The sequence below is a fragment of the Mesorhizobium sp. M0663 genome, assembly GCF_040320585.1.
Classification (GTDB): Bacteria; Pseudomonadota; Alphaproteobacteria; order Rhizobiales; family Rhizobiaceae; genus Mesorhizobium.
The window spans coordinates 25,742-41,591 of sequence record NZ_JAMYPX010000001.1 but is presented as its reverse complement, the minus strand read 5'-3'; the positions used below and the strand labels follow the sequence as shown (position 1 = coordinate 41,591).

The window sequence follows — 15,850 nt, the reverse complement described above, 5'->3', positions numbered from 1 at the left end:
GGCCGGCAGGCCAGAGGGGGGCGCGAAGGGTCGCCGGCCTTTGATTTATTCGCTTCTCAAATCAGCCCTGAATCGCGTGCCGCGGCCGTCGCCTCACCCCGCGAAACCGCTTCCAGCTTGCCCAGAACCGCCGAGACGTGGTGATCGACCGTCTTCGGCGAAATTGTCAGCTGCTCGGCAATCCGCTTGTTGGAGAACCCGCGCTCGATCAGTTGCAGCACCTCCATCTGGCGCTGGGTCAGGCCGGCACGATTGGCACGCGTCGTTTGGCGCGGCCCCCTTGCAATACGGTTGACCCCGTTGCGCCGCATGGTGTCGCGCAGGTGAACGGCGACGGGCCTGGCGCCGAGGCTCTCAAAAATCTCCAGTGCCGAGCGCTGTGCGGTCTCGTCGCCCTCTGCCAACGCCAGCCCGCGTTCGTAGGGCGCGTTCATCTCGGCCCATAGTTCTGCCGCCGCCTGCCAGTCGCCGGCGAGCAACAGCCGGTAGGGCGCAGCCATGCCGATGGTGTCGCCGGGATCGAAGTCCGGCGCCAGCTTCTGCCGCCACATCGCCAACTCGCCGAAGACCGCCCGTGTCGTCGACAGGCTCTCGGCCAGCGCGATCAGGCCGAACGCCTCCTCCCGGTCGCCCTGGCCAAGCCATGCCCGCTCGGCCATCAGTGCCGCATAGGGCGCCAGCCGCTGCAATTCCGATCCCTTTTCGAGGAACCGCGCCATTTCGGCAAGCAGCGGCTCGGCGGAAGGATCGCCGCGCCGCACGCGCAGCTTTGCCATCGCCACCACGGCGGGATGGCGGACCAGCATCGTCGCCTGCTCGTTGGCGATCACCTCGAGTGCCTCGGCGGCAGCCTCTTCCCATTGCCCCTGGCGCAGCAGCAGCTGCGCCAGCACGCCGCGCATATAGTCGCGCCAGGTGACGAGGTCGTTTTCGACGCAATAGTTGATGCCGCGATCGAGGAACGACCGCGCGTCAGCGAAGCCGAGCTGGTTCATCTCGCTGCAGGCGCTGTTGGTGAAGGCGCGCGCCGCATGTTCCTGAAAATTCTGCTCCAGCGCGATCTCCAGGCTGCGGGCAAGGTGCAGCCGTCCGTTTGCCAGATCCAGCCACTGCTCGGCGCTGCCGACATTGTTGAGGGCGTGGCAGACGATGTCGGGCCGGTTCAGTTGTTCGGCGAGCGCAATCGCCTTGTTGCCGAGCCGCAGCGTGTCGTCGAGCCTTTCGGCCAGCATCGCCAGTTGCGAGAGGTTGGAATAGGCCATGGCGAGTTCCGGCCCGGCCGGCGCGGTCTCCAGCAGCTGAACCGCCTGCTCGCCAAGGGCATCGGCAGCCATGCGGTCGCCAAGCAGGTAGGCAAAGCGCGACAGCCATCTGAGGCAATCCCCTTCCTTCGCCGTATTCCCCTGGGCCTGATGCAGCCGGCGCGCCTGGTCCTGCGCGGCGATGGCCTCGTCGATCTTGCCGATGAGGTGGCACTCGAAGGCATATTTCTCATAGAGCGCCGTGCGCTCCTCCACCGGCAGGCTGTCGGCCTGCCGCAACACGGCTTCATAGAAGCCGGCCGCATCGCGATGGGCGCCGACGCGGGAGGCCTCGCGCGCCGCAACCGGGGCCAGTTCGCGCACTGCCTGCAGATTGTGCGCCTCCACCGCGTGATGCACGAGGCGGCCGGTGGAGACCTCACTGTTTTCGAGCAGGGCAGCCAGCGCGCGCTGGTTGAACTGCCGCCTGTGGCTCGTCGTCAACATCGCCTCGATGGCGCGGCGGGCGATCTCGTGGCGGAACGCATAGCCATCGCCCAGATCCTCCAGCAAGCCGTTGGCGACGCATTCGGCAAGCTGGCCGGCACTGGCGACGCCGCACAGGCCTTGCAACGCCCAGGCGTCGGCCCGGCGTGGGAACACCGACACCGCGTCGAGCATCGAGCGGGCGCCGGCCGACAGGCGCTCGGCGCGCGCCAGAACCGCGTCGCGCACGCTTGCCGGCAGCGCCGTTTTTTCCTCGCATCCGCTGCACAACAGTTCGGTGACGAAAAAGGCGTTGCCCGCCGTCGCCCGGTAGATGGCATCGCCATCACGCCCCGCCGCCTCGGCCAGCGACAGCACCGCCGACTTGCTGAGCAGCGGCACGTCGATGCGCGCGACGCTGCCTGCCGGTATCTCGCCGAGCGCGCGGCGCACCCGCATCTGTCCCTCGCTGCGATCGGTGCGCGCCGTCAGCAGCAGCAAGAGATGCCTGCTGGCGATGCGCCGGCCGAGAAAGCGGACGAAATCGAGCGTCGCATCATCGGCCCAGTGCAAGTCCTCGATCACCAACAGGGTCGGCTGCGCCTTCGTCTCGAAGATTTCGAGTGCATCCGAAAACAGCGGCAGCCTCTGTCCTTGCCGATGATCGATCGCCTGCGGCAGCGCCCATTGCGCGTCCCGCGCCAGATCGTAAAGCGGCCCGAGCGGATCGGGTATCGACAGATCCTCGCAGGCGCTGCGGAATATGCGCGTGGCTTGCGCAGTCCGGTCGATGAAGGCCTCGACAAGCGCGGTCTTGCCGGCCCCGGCCTCGCCAGCAAGCACCGCGACGCAGCCACGGCCGCGCCCGGCATCGGCCAGCAGCCCGTCGAGTCGCTCCAGCTGTGCCTGCCGTTCCAGAAGCATCATTCGCTCACGCAGATCGAGTTCGCCGAACAGGCGGACTCGCGATGGACCCGCCAACATATCCCCCGTCCATAACGCTGCCAACATAGGGAATCGTCCCGCCAAAAATGGGGAAAGGCTCCGATGTGCGCTCTTGCCGGGCGTGATCAATGTCGAGCCGCGCTCAAACCGGGCGTGCCCCACTGGAGAAAGGAAGGCTTCCATGCCTCGCTATCTGATCGAACGCACATTCCCGGACGGCCTCAACGTGCCGATGAACGAAGCCGGCGCCGACGCGCTGGGCGGTGTCGTCATGCGCAATGCCGAAAAGGGCGTTACCTGGCTGCAGTCCTACGTGTCGCCGGACAAGAAGCGCAGCTTCTGCATCTACGACGCGCCCTCGCCCGAGGCGATCCGCAGCACCGCCCAGAAGAATTCGCTGCCTGTCGACAAGATCACGGAGGTGCGGGTTCTTGACCCCTACTTTTACCGTTGATGGCAGGCAAACCCCAAGTGGCGGACAAAAGGATGAGTATCAAACTGCCATTCGCGGCAATTGCGACATGCCTGATGGCATGCCGGTCGGCGAACCGGCGCCTGTCGTGGGAAACCCCGGCGGTTCCCTGCTTGGCCGTCTATGGCGGATCGCGGCGGCGCTGCCTTCGCGTCTGCTGGGCAGGCGGCGCCGGCTGCCCCCGCAAGACGATTATCTGAGGCAGGACATCGGACTGCCCGACCGCGAGCAGCGGCGCGAATACTGGGAATATTATTGGTGGGACCATTAGGCCGCCGCGCCGTTTGGACGGGCTGAAACAAGCCGTGCAACCGGCCGCATCACTGCGGCCGACATGAAAACAGGACGAGCGACCTGTTTCGCAAAATTCCAACGGACGCCGCAGCGTTGAGCAGACCCGCTCGGTGCGCGTCCTCAAACAACCGGAGAGAACATGAACATCAATCTTTGCACCGGGCGCCTTGCCGCCCTGGCCATCCTGTCGATCGCCGCCACCGCGGCCCAGGCAAAGGACGGCAATCCGCTGGCCGACATGGTACGCGCGGCCAACAGCCGCTTCGAGAATGTGGCGGCGGCAACCGCCGAGGGCTATGCGCCGATTCCCTGCGCCAGCGGCATCACCGGCGGCGCCATGGGCATCCACTACGTCAATCCGGGCTACCTCAAGGATGACGCTGTCGATGTCGCCAAGCCTGAAGCGGTGATGTATGAGCCGGCGGCCGACGGGACGCTAAAACTGATCGCGGTCGAATACATCACCTCGAAAGGCCCGGCCTCGCTCGATGGGCATCTGTTCAACTTCAACAGCGCGCCCAATCGCTATGGCCTCGGTCCGTTCTACGAGCTGCATGTCTGGGCCTGGAAGGGCAACCCGACCGGCGCGTTCGCGGATATGAACCCGAACGTGTCGTGCGATGCGATGAAGGGTATGTAGCCTCTTCCTTCTCCTCGTCACTATACGGGGAGAAGGTGCCCGAAGGGCGGATGAGGGGCAGCGCTAGCGTTCGCGATTAGCCAATCTCCCCACCCGAGGGGGAGATGGCCGGCAGGCCAGAGGGGGGCGCTGTCCCGCCGGCGTCAGTGCTTAAGCCGCCTTCAGCCGCTCCATTTCGGCTTCGAACGCGAACTTCAGCTGCGCAGCTTCTTCCTCCGGCAGCCAAGGCACCATCTGTGGCACGATCTTGCAGTAGAGCCGGGTGCTGTCCTGATCCAAGGCAGCCTTCCGCCGCCTTGCGCGCGATCTCAGCGCGACGCTCTGGCGTCATATTCTCGGCCCGCTTCTTTCCGCTCTGCGCCAAGGGCCTTGGCAGTGGGGTCCTTGCCGTCGTCAATCACATCGTCAGCTTCCTCGCCTGTCGCAATGCGCAGGACGCGGACGGCGTTGCCGATCACGTCGGCGGGGCGCTTCTGGCCTTAGGTCCGGTGGGCACTCCTAGTTCTCCGCATGGCTAAAAACGACAGCGCCGTTGTCCTTACGAACTTCAACGGACACGATTCCATCGTCACCCTTTCGGGTTTGGAACATGGAGGTTGCATGATCTTTCGCGGTCTTCTCGTCGTCGAAGATCACCTTGTCGACGATGCCCTGTCTTCCATACCAGATGACAGTGTAGACCATTGTTGCTGCCATGCTTTCCGCTAAGCATATAGGCGTTTTCGCATATGGGGCAAACGGGATAGGCGCTTCCGCGTATTTCAAACTGAGACACTACCGAGCGGGGTAAAGGGTTGCGCGAATGATGAATATGAGCAGCGCGCCGCCCCTCATCCGCCTGCCGGCACCTTCTCCCCGTATAGAGACGGGGCGAAGGAAAGCTCACCCAACCGTTTCTTAATGTGTCTCCGCTACACCCAACCCCTGTAAATTGGCGGAAAACGGAGAGTATTGGGTGCGCTTTTCCGCGGCGACGACAGCCGGGCGGTTCCTGCCGCAGCGCGTTGCGCTGCGCATAAGGCCGCTGCTTGGCCTGATCGATGCCGTCCTGTTCAGCGCCGGCGCGCGCGGCGAGGCCGGCCGCATGTCGCTGATCGCCTTTTCGGTCCGCATCGTCAGCGCCGTCATCGCCTTCGTCAGCCAGGTTTTGATGGCGCGCTGGATGGGGTCGTTCGAATACGGCATTTTCGTGCTCGTGTGGGTGACGATGGTCATCGTCGGCAATCTCGCCTGCCTCGGCTTCCACACCTCGATCATCCGCTTCATTCCCGAATATCGCGAGCGCGGCATGCTAGCCGAATTGCGCGGCATCGTGCGGGCCAGCCGGCTGTTCGTGCTGATTGCCTCGACGGTGATCGCCGGCCTCGGCGCGCTCGGCGTCTGGCTACTGTCGCCCTTTATCGAGAACTATTATGTCGTGCCGTTCATCCTCGGCATCATCTGCCTGCCGATGATCGCCATGTCCGACCTGCTGCAAGGGCTGGCGCGGGCCAATTCCTGGGCGCTGTTTGCGCTGTCGCCGACATTCCTGGTGCGGCCGCTGCTGATCCTGGCGTTCATGGCGCTGATGCTGCTGGCGGGCTATGCGCCGGACGCCAAGACCGCGATCTTCGCCGCGATCGCCGCCACCTACGCCACCACGCTCGGCCAGCTTATCGGCGTGACGTCGCGCATCGACAAAAGGATTCCGGCCGGGCCGATGAAATTGCATTTCGGCCAATGGTTCATCGTCTCGCTGCCGATCTTCCTGGTCGAGAGCTTCTTCTTCCTGCTCACCAATGCCGACGTGCTGATGGTCGGCGCCTATCTCGATCCCAACGACGTCGCCGTCTATTTCGCCACCGTCAAGACGCTGGCGCTGGTGCATTTCGTCTATTTCGCGGTCAAGGCCGGCGTCGCCCAGCGCTATGCGCAGTTCACCCATGGCGAGCCGCAAAAGCTCGCCGCCTTCGCCCGCGAAACCGTGTCGTGGACCTTCTGGCCGTCGCTGGCGATGGTGCTGCTGGTGCTGGCCCTGGGCGAGCCGATGCTGACCCTGTTCGGCCCGGAATTTTCCGCCGGCTATCCGCTGCTGTTCCTGCTGGTGTTCGGCGTCGTCGCGCGGGCCGCCGTCGGCCCTTGCGAAAGCCTGCTCACCATGAGCGGCAACCAGAACATCTGTGCCGCCGTCTATGCCATGACGCTGGCCTTCAACATCGCGCTTAGCGTCGTGCTGATCCCGCTCTTCGGTCTGTGGGGCGCGGCGATGGCCACCGTCTTCGCCATGATCTTCGAGGCCGGCGCGCTGTCCTTTACGGTCTGGCGCAAGCTCGGCATCGCCATGGTCATTTTCGTGCCCGCCAAAGGAGCCGCCTGATGGCTGCCGTCCCCTTGCTCGAGGAAACCAGCGGCGGCCCGGCCGGCGCCATGGTGTCCGGCCTTGCCGGGCTTGCCCGCGAAGCCGATCCCGCCCATGTCGAGATCCTCGCCAACAACCGGCCCGAGCGCAAGCTTGCCATCTATCCGGCCTCCGCCGGCTTCGACCTGGTCGAGGAGCTCGACTATCTCTGTACCCGCACGATCGAGTCCAACGTCTTCTTCAATCCGCGCTTCCTGGCGCCGGCCATGCCCAGGCTCGAGGACCGCGAGGTGCGGCTGGCCGTCATCCGGGACGGTGACCAGTATCGCAACCGGCTGCGCCTGCTGGTGCCGTTCTCGGTCGAGCGGCCGATGGTGCCGCTCGGCGTTCCCGTCATGCGCACCTGGTCGAGCCCGTTCGGCCCGATCGGCACGCCGCTGGTCGATCGCGACGATCCGATCGGCGTCATCGAGGATTTCTTCGCGATGCTGTCCAGGCCGCATCTCAAGCTGCCGAAGGTCTTCGTGCTGCCCGACATAAGGCTGGATGGCCCGGTGGCGAGCCTGCTCGCCAGCGTCGCCGAAACGCGCGGCCTGACGCTGGTCACCACCGGCAAGGCCGAGCGCCCGGTGCTCGAAAGCGCGCTCGACGGCGAGGAATATCTGAAGGCTTCGCTGCGCGCCCACCATTATCGCGAGTTCCGCCGCCTAAAGCGCCGCCTCGCCGACCTCGGCCGGCTGCAGCATGTCGTGGCGCGCGGGCCTGACGAGATCCGCCACGCCATCGAAAATTTCCTGACGCTGGAGGCTGCCGGCTGGAAAGGCCGCGAGCGCACCGCCATGGCCATCGACCGCTACCGCGCCGCCTTCGCCCGCGAAGCGGTGCACCGGCTGGCCGAGCAGGATCTCTGCCGCATCCATTCGCTGACGCTCGACGGCCGCACCGTCGCCTGCCTGATCGTCTTCGTCGAGGCCGGCGTCGCCTACACCTGGAAGACCGCCTATGACGAGACGCTCGCCGCCTATTCGCCGGGCACGCTGCTGATGATCGAGGTGACCAGGCAGCATCTCGACGACCCCAACATCATGATGACCGATTCCTGCGCGGTGCCCGACCATCCGGTGATGAGCCGGCTGTGGAGCGAACGCAAGCCGATGGGCACGCTGGTGATCGGGCTGACGCCGGACGCCGACCGCCCCGCCCGCCAGGCGGCGTCGCAGCTTCACCTCTACCGCGAAACCCGCAACATGGCGCGTCTGCTGCGCAACCGGATGAGGAGCCTGCTGCGCCGGCGCTAGTGCTTGGGGTCCAAAGTGGGCCCGACCGTCCGTCTCCGCACCGTCGGCCCGCTCGGGCCTAGGTCGTCAGGGTTAATTCTCCCGATCAGCGGAAAGGATTAGCATCGACGCAGTCCCAACCGGGATGAGGCGATCGATTACGGCCGCGCGTCCAGCATCACTGCCGCCTCGGTCCTGCACGGCCAGAAGAAAAAAATCTGGGAGGAATGCATGATGAAAACAACTCACCTCAGGCGTGTCGGTATCCTCACCTTGGCAGGTCTCGTTGGCGCGTGTCTGAACGCCGCCACTCCTCGGGCGGCCGAACCCGACAAAGCCGAGATCGATGCCCTGCGTAAATCGCTGTCCAGGTATGAAGACTACAAGGTTGCCATTCGCGAGCTTTATCTATCGACGGTAGGATGCGTCTTCTACAGCGGCGAAAAGGTAGAGGGGGCGATGGACTACCCGAAGGGCGCGATGGGCATCCATTTCGTCAACGTCACGACTGTCGGCCCGACCGCGGATCCGACGCGCCCCAATGTGCTGATCTATGAGCCGGTCGGCGGCGAATTGCGCCTGGTCGGCGCGGAATGGCTCGTGCCCTTGACGCCGGACACAAAGGAGCCGCCGAAGCTCTTCGGCCAGACATTCCAGGGGCCGATGGAGGGGCATTATCCGCTCATCCCGAAGGAGTTCCACCACTACGACCTTCACGCCTGGCTGTTCAAGGACAACCCGCTCGGAATGTTCAGCCCGACGAACCCGGACGTGAAATGCGACAACTATCCGTTTCCGATGCCTGAGCAGCCGACCAAGATGGTGCCGGGGCCAATGTAATAGCGGCTCAGGGTACGATCCGTAGCTTGCGAGGAAAGGCAGCCGGACTTCAAAGGCGTTATCCCGGAGGACGCTCCTGGGATAACGTCCAACCAAAAGTCCGTGCCCGGAACTTCGGACTCGTTTTGCCGTTTTGGCAATCACACGACACTGCCGCGAATTCACAAAGGCGTTCCAAGGAGCCGACCGCGAAACGACGGAGGACCAAGTGAAAAGTCTGATCCAGACAGGATTGTCCGCAGCCGTTTCGGGTACGATCGTCAGCTTCGCCACGACAGCTGCGCTGGCCCTGCTTGCCAGGCGGGAAGGCAAAGGCGCCCTGCAGCCCACGAATGCGACCAGCCACTGGCTCTACGGCGAACAGGCCGCGTCGGTGCGGCGCGGTGACGTGGCGCACACGCTCGTCGGCTATGGCACGCATCACGCTTCCTCCATCTTCTGGGCATTCCTTTTCGAACTATGGCTCGCCTCGAGGCCGCCGCGTCCGTCGCTTCTGATATTTCGCGATGCGTTGGCGGCAGCGGCCATTGCCGCGGCAACAGATTATGGCTTCGTGCCGAAGCGGTTGACGCCAGGTTGGGAGACGGTGCTGCCGAAGCGATCTATCGCGGCGACTTTTGCGGTGATGGCGGTCGGTCTAGCGATGGGCGGCATGATCAACAAGGAATTGCGCCGGCAGCATTAGGGACAGGGATTTGAGACAGATGCTTCGCACGGCGCGTTCACATCATCGCGACGGGCGGATCGCCGTGTTCGTCCCATTCTGCGGCATCTCCACCTCATCGGGAACCTTTCTCAAGGGACATGGTTCCGAATGTGCGGCGAAAGCGTGCTGCTCATTCCTGCTATCGCCAAGGAGATTCGACCATGAAGCTTCGCGAGTTGTTGGATCAAATAAAGGACCTGCCGCCGGACACCTTGGTCTGTGCCGCCGAAATCGATGAAGCCTTTGCAGTCAACGTTGTTGGCGTTGAAGCTGTCGAGAGCGCCAGAATCCAAAGCCGCAAACCGGATGGCACCGAAGCTGTCGAACTCGCCAACGGGACCGACAAAGTCATCGTGATCCGCTGGTGAAAACCGGGGAAGTTGCGTTCAACAGCATGATGTTCCGCTCCACTGTGGGGCGCTGAATTGCAAATGCTGGCAGCGCATCGATGGCCAGTCGCCTATGGCTCGCCGGGCATGGCTTGGACGAAAGCCGCCATCTGGCGTTCGAGCGCTTTGAACGCGCTTCCGCGCCAGCTCTCGGCCATGGATGCCGATTTTGGATCAGGGAAGATTTCCTCTTCCCCTCGCGCCATGCCGTCCAGGATGCCTTTCGCGACGCTCTCCGCGGAGCTCTTCGGTATATCGGCGTCTCTGCTCATGTCGGTGTCTATGGGACCGGACAGGACTGCATGAACGCTCACGCCACGAGCGCCGGCGAGAGCACGCAGCGATTGCGTCATGGAAAACGCGGCGGCCTTCGACAGTGAGTAAGACGGAATAATCGGGAAGGGAACGAGAGCCGCTTCCGACAGGATGTTGACCACGGCGCCGCGCGAATGCGTGAGCAGCGGCAGGAATGCGTGGGTTACGCCATGCACGCCGAGCAGGTTGACGGCGAGGTGTCGCTCGAGCGCAGCACGATCGCCAAGATCGTCGTAGAGCCCGATGCCGGCGTTGTTGATGAGGATATCGAGAGACCCGATCCGCTCGACAGCCGCCCCAATCTGCACCGCATCGGTCACGTCCAGGATCAGCGGCGTGACGCGCCGATCCGCGTGGGCGAGCGGTTTGCGCGCGCCGGCATAGACGCGCTTGGCACCCCGCCTCAATATTTCCTCGACCAGCGCCTTGCCGAGGCCGCGATTGGCCCCGGTCACGAGAACGGCTTTGTTTGTGACTTCCATCGATTTCGGCACGGCGATCTCTCCTCCTCTTGCATGAATGCAAGCCATTCGTTCTTGCATCATGCAAGTAGGTTATGGTTTTCTGTTCCCACGCTTGGACGCCGTCTCCCCCGTTGCATTGCTCCAGGGCAGCCGGCGCGGTGACCAGGCGAACCTTGCAATTAGGACCCGACTTCCAACGTCGTGTAGGAGATCGGCGAAGGCCGCTCCAGGAAGGCGCCGCTTATGGCCGAAACGAAATTCTTCGCGTCCGCCGAGCGTAGAAAAGCGTCGCGCTCCTGCTTCGATGCCCAGCGCTCGACGCAGATGGTAACGTTGGGCTCTGCCTCCGAGCGAAAGACGCTATAGTCGATGCACCCGCTTTGCTTGCGGGCCGCCCCCGCCACGTCCCGCAGGGCATTCCGCACCTTGCTTTCGATGCCGGGCTTCGCCGCTGCCGTCGTCATGACGATCATCCCGGCGCCATCGCCTGCCGCCTTGCGCTCGGCGGTGCGGGTATCCTCGCTTTGCGGCACGACCGTTGGGTTGGCGTTCTCTTCGCCCTTGTTGGGTTGCCCCTTGCCCGTCGAAATCAGGTCGCGGAGACTCGCGACATAGAAGCGCCAGGAGTCATGGCAGACATCGTAGCATTCTTCACTCGGCTTCAGCCCGACATGGGTGAAACGCAGCTCGGTCCCCTTTTCGGTCGGCGCGATCTCGAAGACCACGTCCGTGCCGGTCCACTCGGTCGCATCCTTGACGAAGTTGAAGTAGTTCTGGACGACGTGCCAGACGACCTTCTTGCCAGGCACAAGCTCCGTGACCTTGAATGTGCCGCGGTGGATATCCTTGAAATGATAGTAGAATATCGCACCGAGCTTATTGGTATCGCCATCTATATCTTCCGACCACCAGGCTCGCGGATTGACAACCGCGGCAAAAACCTCTTCGGGGCTTTGCTTAACGACGAATGACGTCGTGTAATCTTCTTCCTTTTTCATGACATATCTCCTGTCTGGATCTGATTGGTTGATGGACACCCGAAATCTCGGGCGATGAAGTGGAGCGACGCTCTCTCGATCTCTGTCGCTTGCATCATGCAAGCACAATGCATACTTGCATGATGCAAGTCAATAGGGTATGTTCACACCATGCTTGGTCGTCTCTATGAAAAACAAAACTGCTCGGCCTCACGGGCCCTGGAACTGGTCGGCGAGCGCTGGAGCCTGTTGATCCTGCGCGACGCGATATTCGGCGGCTGCACGCGCTTTTCGCAATTCCAGAAGAGCCTGGGGATCGCCACCAACATCCTGGCCAAGCGCCTCGAGGATTTCGTCGAGGCCGGCCTGATGGACCGTCGCCCGGGTGCCGCCGGCGAGCAGGCCGACTACGTCCTGACCCGGAAGGGGCTGGAATTCAAAACGGTCATTATCGCGCTGACCGAGTGGGGCGACAAATGGGTGCGGCCCGGACCCATCGTCTACTGCGACCAATCCGACGGCAAGCCCGTCGAGGTGCAATTGCGTCGCGCCGGCAATGGCAAGCGGGCCGACTTCGCCGACGTCGTGGCGGCCCTGCGCTAGGCACGGCGGCGGGTCCGGCCCGCAGCACGATCCAAGACGAAGCTGTTTCGCATTGTGCCATAATGTTACCGCATATCTCACCTCCCGAGGTTGCATCTGTGGGCCGGGTCTGGTGGGTAGTTCGCGGGAGGAAACATGTCCGTCGGGCAGCGATCGACTTTGCGGCAACGTCTTTTTGCGGGACCGCGGCACGCCTGATCGCGTGCGGTGAGGAACGCCAGATTTGCGCTTGGGGCTGGTCCGCGCACCGTTCAGCGGAAGCTCGAGCAGCTCGCGGCAGCAGGCAAGGTGCAATCATTCGGCCACGGTCGGGCGCGTCGCTGGACGATCCCATCCACGCCATTAGGTTCAATAAGAAGTGGGTGGGAATTTAAAAAGTGGTGCCCCTAGCCGGGATCGAACCAGCACTCCTTGCGGAACTCGATTTTGAGAGGCCGGATATGCCCTATCCTAACTTTATCCGGCGGTATCCAATTGTACGATAACCGATTGTAGACACTAGCTTTTTCGGCTCATCCAATCATCGATACCTAACCGGACATACGCCACGGTTTGATTTCGGGCTGCACCCATTCTGCACCTGAGATCGACTTTAATGGAGGTTAGGAATGCCCAAAATCAAGCTCACCAAGACGATCGTCGATGCTGCAACGGCCGATCAGGAGCCCTACGAACTTCGCGACACCGTCATACCGGGGTTCTTGCTGAAGGTCACCCCGACCGGGCGCAAGATATTCATGGTGGCCTACGTCGCCGCCAACGGCCAGCGGCGAAAGCCCGCCATCGGCCGCTTCGGCGAAATCACTGTAGAGCAGGCTCGAACGATTGCCCAGAACTGGCTCGCCGACGTCCGCAAGGGCAAGGACCCGAGCGCCGAACGCTCCGCCGCGCGAAAGGCACCGACGGTCAAGGAACTCTTCGGTCGCTTTATCGACGACTACTCGGAAAACCGAAACAAGCCCTCGACTGTCAAATCCAACCGGGGGTACGGGAAGCTCTACATCGTCCCACACCTCGGCCAGATAAAGGTGCCCGACGTTACGCGGGCCGACATCGCGACCCTCATGAAGAAAATGTCGAGGACCCCGACAAATGCGAACCGCGTCCTCGCAGTCGTCCGAAAGATGTTCAACATGGCCGAGGTCTGGGGAATGCGGCCCGACGGGTCGAACCCATGCCGACATGTTCCTAAATTCCCGGAACGGGGAAAGACAAGGCTGATCACCGATACGGAACTGAAGCTCCTCTACGCCTACCTCGACAAGGCCGAAGCCGAGGGCCTGGAGCATCCCTTCATCCTCCTCGCAGTCCGGCTCCAATTCGAGTTCGCCGCGCGCATGTCGGAGATCCGGCAGCTCGAATGGGCTTGGGTCGATCTCGACAACCGGCGCATCGAATGGCCCGATAGCAAGACCGGCGTTATGTCCAAGCCGATGAGCGCGGAGGCGGCCCGGCTGTTCGGGACGGCCCCGCGCTTCGAGGCCTCGCCCTTCGTCTGCCCATCAATCTTTGATCCAAACCTCCCGATGTCGAAGCACACTTACTATCACGGCTGGAAGCGCATCCTTGAGCGGGCCGGCCTGCCGCACATCGGCACGCACGGCATCCGACACCGCTCGGCAACCGACATCGCCAACTCCGGCGTGCCGGTGAAGGTCGGCATGGCGCTCACCGCGCATAAGACCGTCACCATGTTCATGCGCTACGTCCACACCGAGGATGACCCAATAAGGGCGGCCGCCGAGGCCGTGGCGCAGAGGCGTCTGACCCTGATCGGCGGCGCGCCGGCAGTCCCAGCCCCAACGCTCATCCCCGAGCCAATCGTCGCGCCTCCCACCATCGCCCCCGAGCCCGCTGAATCGCTGACCCAGGCGGCAGATCAAAAGCCACTTGGTCTTGTCGACGGCAAATACTCCTCACGTACAAAGCTCGGAAATTACAGGCCGTTCCGCCACCGTAGCGGCCAGAACCGGGCAGTGCCTCCGGGAACTAGGCGCGCAGACGGTGAGCAGGATTCCTCCGGTTTCGAATAAGCCAACGCAGCAACGCTGGCCGGCGCCGGACACCTCTGTCGCGCGCAATTCGTGGATGACGCGGAGTCGATCCGGTTCGTCGATACCGAAGCGGCGGCTCGCTATCTCGTTTGGAGGCCCACACTCTGGAATGCTTACGATCGCTGAGCGGTGGCCCGTCCTTCCATAAGTTCGGCAAATATGTCCGCTTCGCGGTCGACGACCTCGACGCCTGAGCATCCAGTTGCCGGCGGGTGACGACCTCCTCCCCGCGGCGCCGCGCATCCCCAGCACAGCGTTGACACTCTGCGCCACCCACGGAGGACAGAAATCGCTACAGCGGAGTCCGACAGGGTGCAGCGGTCCTGCACCGACAGTCGTGTCCTCGTCAAATCAGCGAAGCAAGATTTCATGGATCGCGAGGGCGATCAGGGCAGCGCCAGCCAAGCCCTCGATAGAGCGCGTGATCGCTTCGAACAGACGCGACCTGCCTTCGACAAACCAGACCAGGCGTTCGCGCAGTAGGATCGAGAGAATTGCGACGGCTGACAGCGTGATCGCCACGCCAATCATCATCGTGCCGGCGAACAGGATACCGGCCGCCGGCACGCCGCGCGCGATCGCAAACGTCATGACGAACAGCGTGAGTGGACAAGGAATCAGTCCAGCCATGACTCCGACGGCTTCGCCTTCGTGCTTGTGATGATGCCCATGGCTGAGTGCCCGCCACAGCATCCATAGGCCGATCAACCCAAGCAGTCCGCGGCTGATGTCTTCCAGCAGAGGAGCGCGGCCAACACTCCCCAGGGCGATTGAGACAAGCGGCAAGGAAAGGACCGCAATCAGAACCGCTGTTGTCACATGGGTGATCGATAGGGTTGTCGATACGAGGAGGCCTCGAGAAACTTTTGCATCCGATCCGGCAAGATAAGTCGCCAGCACGGCTTTGCTATGGCCAGGCGTCAGCGCGTGCGCCGCACCGAACAGAATGCCCATGGGCAGAAAGGCCGTGAAGGCCAGCCAATCGCCGCCGGCCGAAAGCAGTTTGATCTGCTCGGCAAGCGCCAGGTAGATCGTGCGCTGGAACTCGACCAGCATTTGGAACATGGCCATCGAACCGGCTCCGCTTCAGCCGCAGGTCAGTTCGAGGCGTGTCGCGAAAATCTTGCCGAGATCGGTCCCCGTCGGGTCACTAAAGAACGCGTCTGTCAGGCTCTTCTGGTTCTGCGCGATGGCCGTGTCCGGATCTGGACGCACGACCGCGCGTGAGCAGCCTTCAGGCAGGCCAGCCACAGCAATCTTGTCGTCGTCGGTAAAATCGATCGCCGTGTAGAAGGTCGGGTCGTACACGCCGATGCTGACTTTTCCAGCAAGGGCCAACGGGTCCTTCGGCTGCGTTTCGAACTGGACGACGAGTCGATCGTTTTCATAGCTGACGCTGAACTTCGGCGGTGGCGCCATCGTCACGTCCTTGCCGTTCAAGGTCACCATCTGAAAATAGTTGTACTCGGCCAGCGACGCATGGACGGTGAGAGCGACTTCATCGAGTTCCTTGGCATCAAGGACAAGGTCGGAATTCTTGTCGAATTCCATCAGCACGGTGCTGGAAAAGAGGTCGTCGAAACGCCAGAGATGCCGAAGCGATTTGACCGTGTGGTCTGGACCAACGGTCAGATCCAGCTTCGCTTCGGCAAACACATGCGGATGGGCGTTCGCCGCCGCGGCGGAAGCGAGCAACAGCGCCGCGCCTGATCCTATGCCCGTCAGCTGCATTTTTCGCTCACATTTCGCTCGTCGATTCCGGATCAGGTACACCTGCCATTGCAAGCAGGCCGAAATGGGACATACCAG

18 protein-coding genes are annotated in these 15,850 nt (G+C 62.9%); 10 read left to right on the top strand and 8 right to left on the bottom strand.

From position 1 onward, the window contains the following. Positions 1–56: 56 nt before the first annotated feature. Positions 57–2,711, bottom strand: a complete 2,655-nt coding sequence (locus NKI54_RS00240) for an ATP-binding protein (protein ID WP_352633880.1) — start codon at positions 2,709–2,711, stop codon at positions 57–59. Positions 2,712–2,853: 142 nt separating this feature from the next. Here NKI54_RS00240 and NKI54_RS00235 point away from each other — a divergent pair, with 142 nt between their 5' ends. The 3 genes from NKI54_RS00235 (at position 2,854) to NKI54_RS00225 (ending at position 4,078) form a co-directional block, all read left to right on the top strand. Then, positions 2,854–3,126 (top strand): DUF4242 domain-containing protein, encoded by a 273-nt coding sequence (locus NKI54_RS00235; RefSeq protein WP_023677971.1) that lies wholly within the window; start codon positions 2,854–2,856, stop codon positions 3,124–3,126. 67 nt (positions 3,127–3,193) lie between these two features. Continuing rightward, a complete protein-coding gene (locus NKI54_RS00230; protein ID WP_352471339.1) occupies positions 3,194–3,415 on the top strand; it encodes a hypothetical protein in 222 nt (73 codons plus the stop codon). Positions 3,416–3,577: 162 nt separating this feature from the next. Further along, entirely contained in the window at positions 3,578–4,078 is a 501-nt protein-coding gene (locus NKI54_RS00225; RefSeq protein ID WP_352633882.1) for a hypothetical protein, read from the top strand. A gap of 150 nt (positions 4,079–4,228) precedes the next feature. Here the strand turns inward: NKI54_RS00225 and NKI54_RS00220 are convergent, their stop codons facing one another. The 3 genes from NKI54_RS00220 to NKI54_RS00210 are packed head-to-tail and all read right to left on the bottom strand — an operon-like array spanning position 4,229 to position 4,774. Then, positions 4,229–4,357 (bottom strand): hypothetical protein, encoded by a 129-nt coding sequence (locus NKI54_RS00220; protein ID WP_352633884.1) that lies wholly within the window; start codon positions 4,355–4,357, stop codon positions 4,229–4,231. Positions 4,358–4,386: 29 nt separating this feature from the next. Further along, positions 4,387–4,536, bottom strand: a complete 150-nt coding sequence (locus NKI54_RS00215; RefSeq protein ID WP_352690295.1) for a hypothetical protein — start codon at positions 4,534–4,536, stop codon at positions 4,387–4,389. Positions 4,537–4,576: 40 nt separating this feature from the next. Beyond that, on the bottom strand, positions 4,577–4,774 hold the full coding sequence (locus NKI54_RS00210) for a hypothetical protein (protein ID WP_023721050.1): 198 nt from the start codon (positions 4,772–4,774) through the stop codon (positions 4,577–4,579). 259 nt (positions 4,775–5,033) lie between these two features. Between NKI54_RS00210 and NKI54_RS00205 the strand changes: the two genes are divergently transcribed. The 5 genes from NKI54_RS00205 to NKI54_RS00185 all read left to right on the top strand — a co-directional run bounded on the left by NKI54_RS00205 (position 5,034) and on the right by NKI54_RS00185 (position 9,607). Further along, on the top strand, positions 5,034–6,434 hold the full coding sequence (locus tag NKI54_RS00205) for a lipopolysaccharide biosynthesis protein (RefSeq protein ID WP_352633886.1): 1,401 nt from the start codon (positions 5,034–5,036) through the stop codon (positions 6,432–6,434). After that, complete coding sequence (locus NKI54_RS00200; RefSeq protein ID WP_352633888.1) at positions 6,434–7,714, top strand: GNAT family N-acetyltransferase; 1,281 nt, start codon at positions 6,434–6,436, stop codon at positions 7,712–7,714. The genes NKI54_RS00205 and NKI54_RS00200 overlap by 1 nt, the downstream gene beginning before the upstream one ends. A gap of 213 nt (positions 7,715–7,927) precedes the next feature. Further along, positions 7,928–8,533, top strand: a complete 606-nt coding sequence (locus tag NKI54_RS00195; protein WP_502896889.1) for a hypothetical protein — start codon at positions 7,928–7,930, stop codon at positions 8,531–8,533. A gap of 208 nt (positions 8,534–8,741) precedes the next feature. Continuing rightward, complete coding sequence (locus NKI54_RS00190) at positions 8,742–9,218, top strand: hypothetical protein (RefSeq protein WP_352621674.1); 477 nt, start codon at positions 8,742–8,744, stop codon at positions 9,216–9,218. A 182-nt stretch (positions 9,219–9,400) separates the two neighbouring features. After that, on the top strand, positions 9,401–9,607 hold the full coding sequence (locus NKI54_RS00185; RefSeq protein ID WP_352577184.1) for a sugar phosphorylase: 207 nt from the start codon (positions 9,401–9,403) through the stop codon (positions 9,605–9,607). Between the two features lie 92 nt (positions 9,608–9,699). Here the strand turns inward: NKI54_RS00185 and NKI54_RS00180 are convergent, their stop codons facing one another. Beyond that, positions 9,700–10,437: an SDR family NAD(P)-dependent oxidoreductase gene (locus NKI54_RS00180; RefSeq protein WP_352577186.1), complete on the bottom strand. Its 738-nt coding sequence runs from the start codon at positions 10,435–10,437 to the stop codon at positions 9,700–9,702. A gap of 149 nt (positions 10,438–10,586) precedes the next feature. After that, entirely contained in the window at positions 10,587–11,405 is an 819-nt protein-coding gene (locus NKI54_RS00175) for an antibiotic biosynthesis monooxygenase (RefSeq protein ID WP_352633891.1), read from the bottom strand. 150 nt (positions 11,406–11,555) lie between these two features. On the opposite strand from NKI54_RS00175, the gene NKI54_RS00170 reads away from it, so the two are divergent. Further along, a complete protein-coding gene (locus tag NKI54_RS00170; protein ID WP_352456668.1) occupies positions 11,556–11,987 on the top strand; it encodes a winged helix-turn-helix transcriptional regulator in 432 nt (143 codons plus the stop codon). Positions 11,988–12,595: 608 nt separating this feature from the next. Beyond that, a complete protein-coding gene (locus tag NKI54_RS00165; protein WP_352633893.1) occupies positions 12,596–14,020 on the top strand; it encodes a tyrosine-type recombinase/integrase in 1,425 nt (474 codons plus the stop codon). 372 nt (positions 14,021–14,392) lie between these two features. Here NKI54_RS00165 and NKI54_RS00160 read toward each other — a convergent pair whose 3' ends face one another. Both NKI54_RS00160 and NKI54_RS00155 read right to left on the bottom strand, forming a co-directional pair. Continuing rightward, positions 14,393–15,106 carry a HoxN/HupN/NixA family nickel/cobalt transporter gene (locus tag NKI54_RS00160; protein WP_352634314.1) on the bottom strand — a complete coding sequence of 238 codons (714 nt, stop codon included), beginning with the start codon at positions 15,104–15,106 and terminating at the stop codon, positions 14,393–14,395. Between the two features lie 21 nt (positions 15,107–15,127). Further along, positions 15,128–15,772 carry a DUF1007 family protein gene (locus NKI54_RS00155; protein ID WP_352634316.1) on the bottom strand — a complete coding sequence of 215 codons (645 nt, stop codon included), beginning with the start codon at positions 15,770–15,772 and terminating at the stop codon, positions 15,128–15,130. Between the last annotated feature and the right edge of the window lie 78 nt (positions 15,773–15,850).

Coding starts and splice junctions, on each gene's coding strand:
- NKI54_RS00165 (WP_352633893.1), top strand. CDS start 12,596: ATGCCCAAAATCAAGCTCACCAAGACGATCGTCGATGCTGCAACGGCC.
- NKI54_RS00170 (WP_352456668.1), top strand. CDS start 11,556: ATGCTTGGTCGTCTCTATGAAAAACAAAACTGCTCGGCCTCACGGGCC.
- NKI54_RS00195 (WP_502896889.1), top strand. CDS start 7,928: ATGAAAACAACTCACCTCAGGCGTGTCGGTATCCTCACCTTGGCAGGT.
- NKI54_RS00200 (WP_352633888.1), top strand. CDS start 6,434: ATGGCTGCCGTCCCCTTGCTCGAGGAAACCAGCGGCGGCCCGGCCGGC.
- NKI54_RS00230 (WP_352471339.1), top strand. CDS start 3,194: ATGCCTGATGGCATGCCGGTCGGCGAACCGGCGCCTGTCGTGGGAAAC.
- NKI54_RS00240 (WP_352633880.1), bottom strand. CDS start 2,711: ATGTTGGCGGGTCCATCGCGAGTCCGCCTGTTCGGCGAACTCGATCTG.
- NKI54_RS00225 (WP_352633882.1), top strand. CDS start 3,578: ATGAACATCAATCTTTGCACCGGGCGCCTTGCCGCCCTGGCCATCCTG.
- NKI54_RS00155 (WP_352634316.1), bottom strand. CDS start 15,772: ATGCAGCTGACGGGCATAGGATCAGGCGCGGCGCTGTTGCTCGCTTCC.
- NKI54_RS00175 (WP_352633891.1), bottom strand. CDS start 11,405: ATGAAAAAGGAAGAAGATTACACGACGTCATTCGTCGTTAAGCAAAGC.
- NKI54_RS00235 (WP_023677971.1), top strand. CDS start 2,854: ATGCCTCGCTATCTGATCGAACGCACATTCCCGGACGGCCTCAACGTG.
- NKI54_RS00210 (WP_023721050.1), bottom strand. CDS start 4,774: ATGGCAGCAACAATGGTCTACACTGTCATCTGGTATGGAAGACAGGGC.
- NKI54_RS00185 (WP_352577184.1), top strand. CDS start 9,401: ATGAAGCTTCGCGAGTTGTTGGATCAAATAAAGGACCTGCCGCCGGAC.
- NKI54_RS00160 (WP_352634314.1), bottom strand. CDS start 15,106: ATGTTCCAAATGCTGGTCGAGTTCCAGCGCACGATCTACCTGGCGCTT.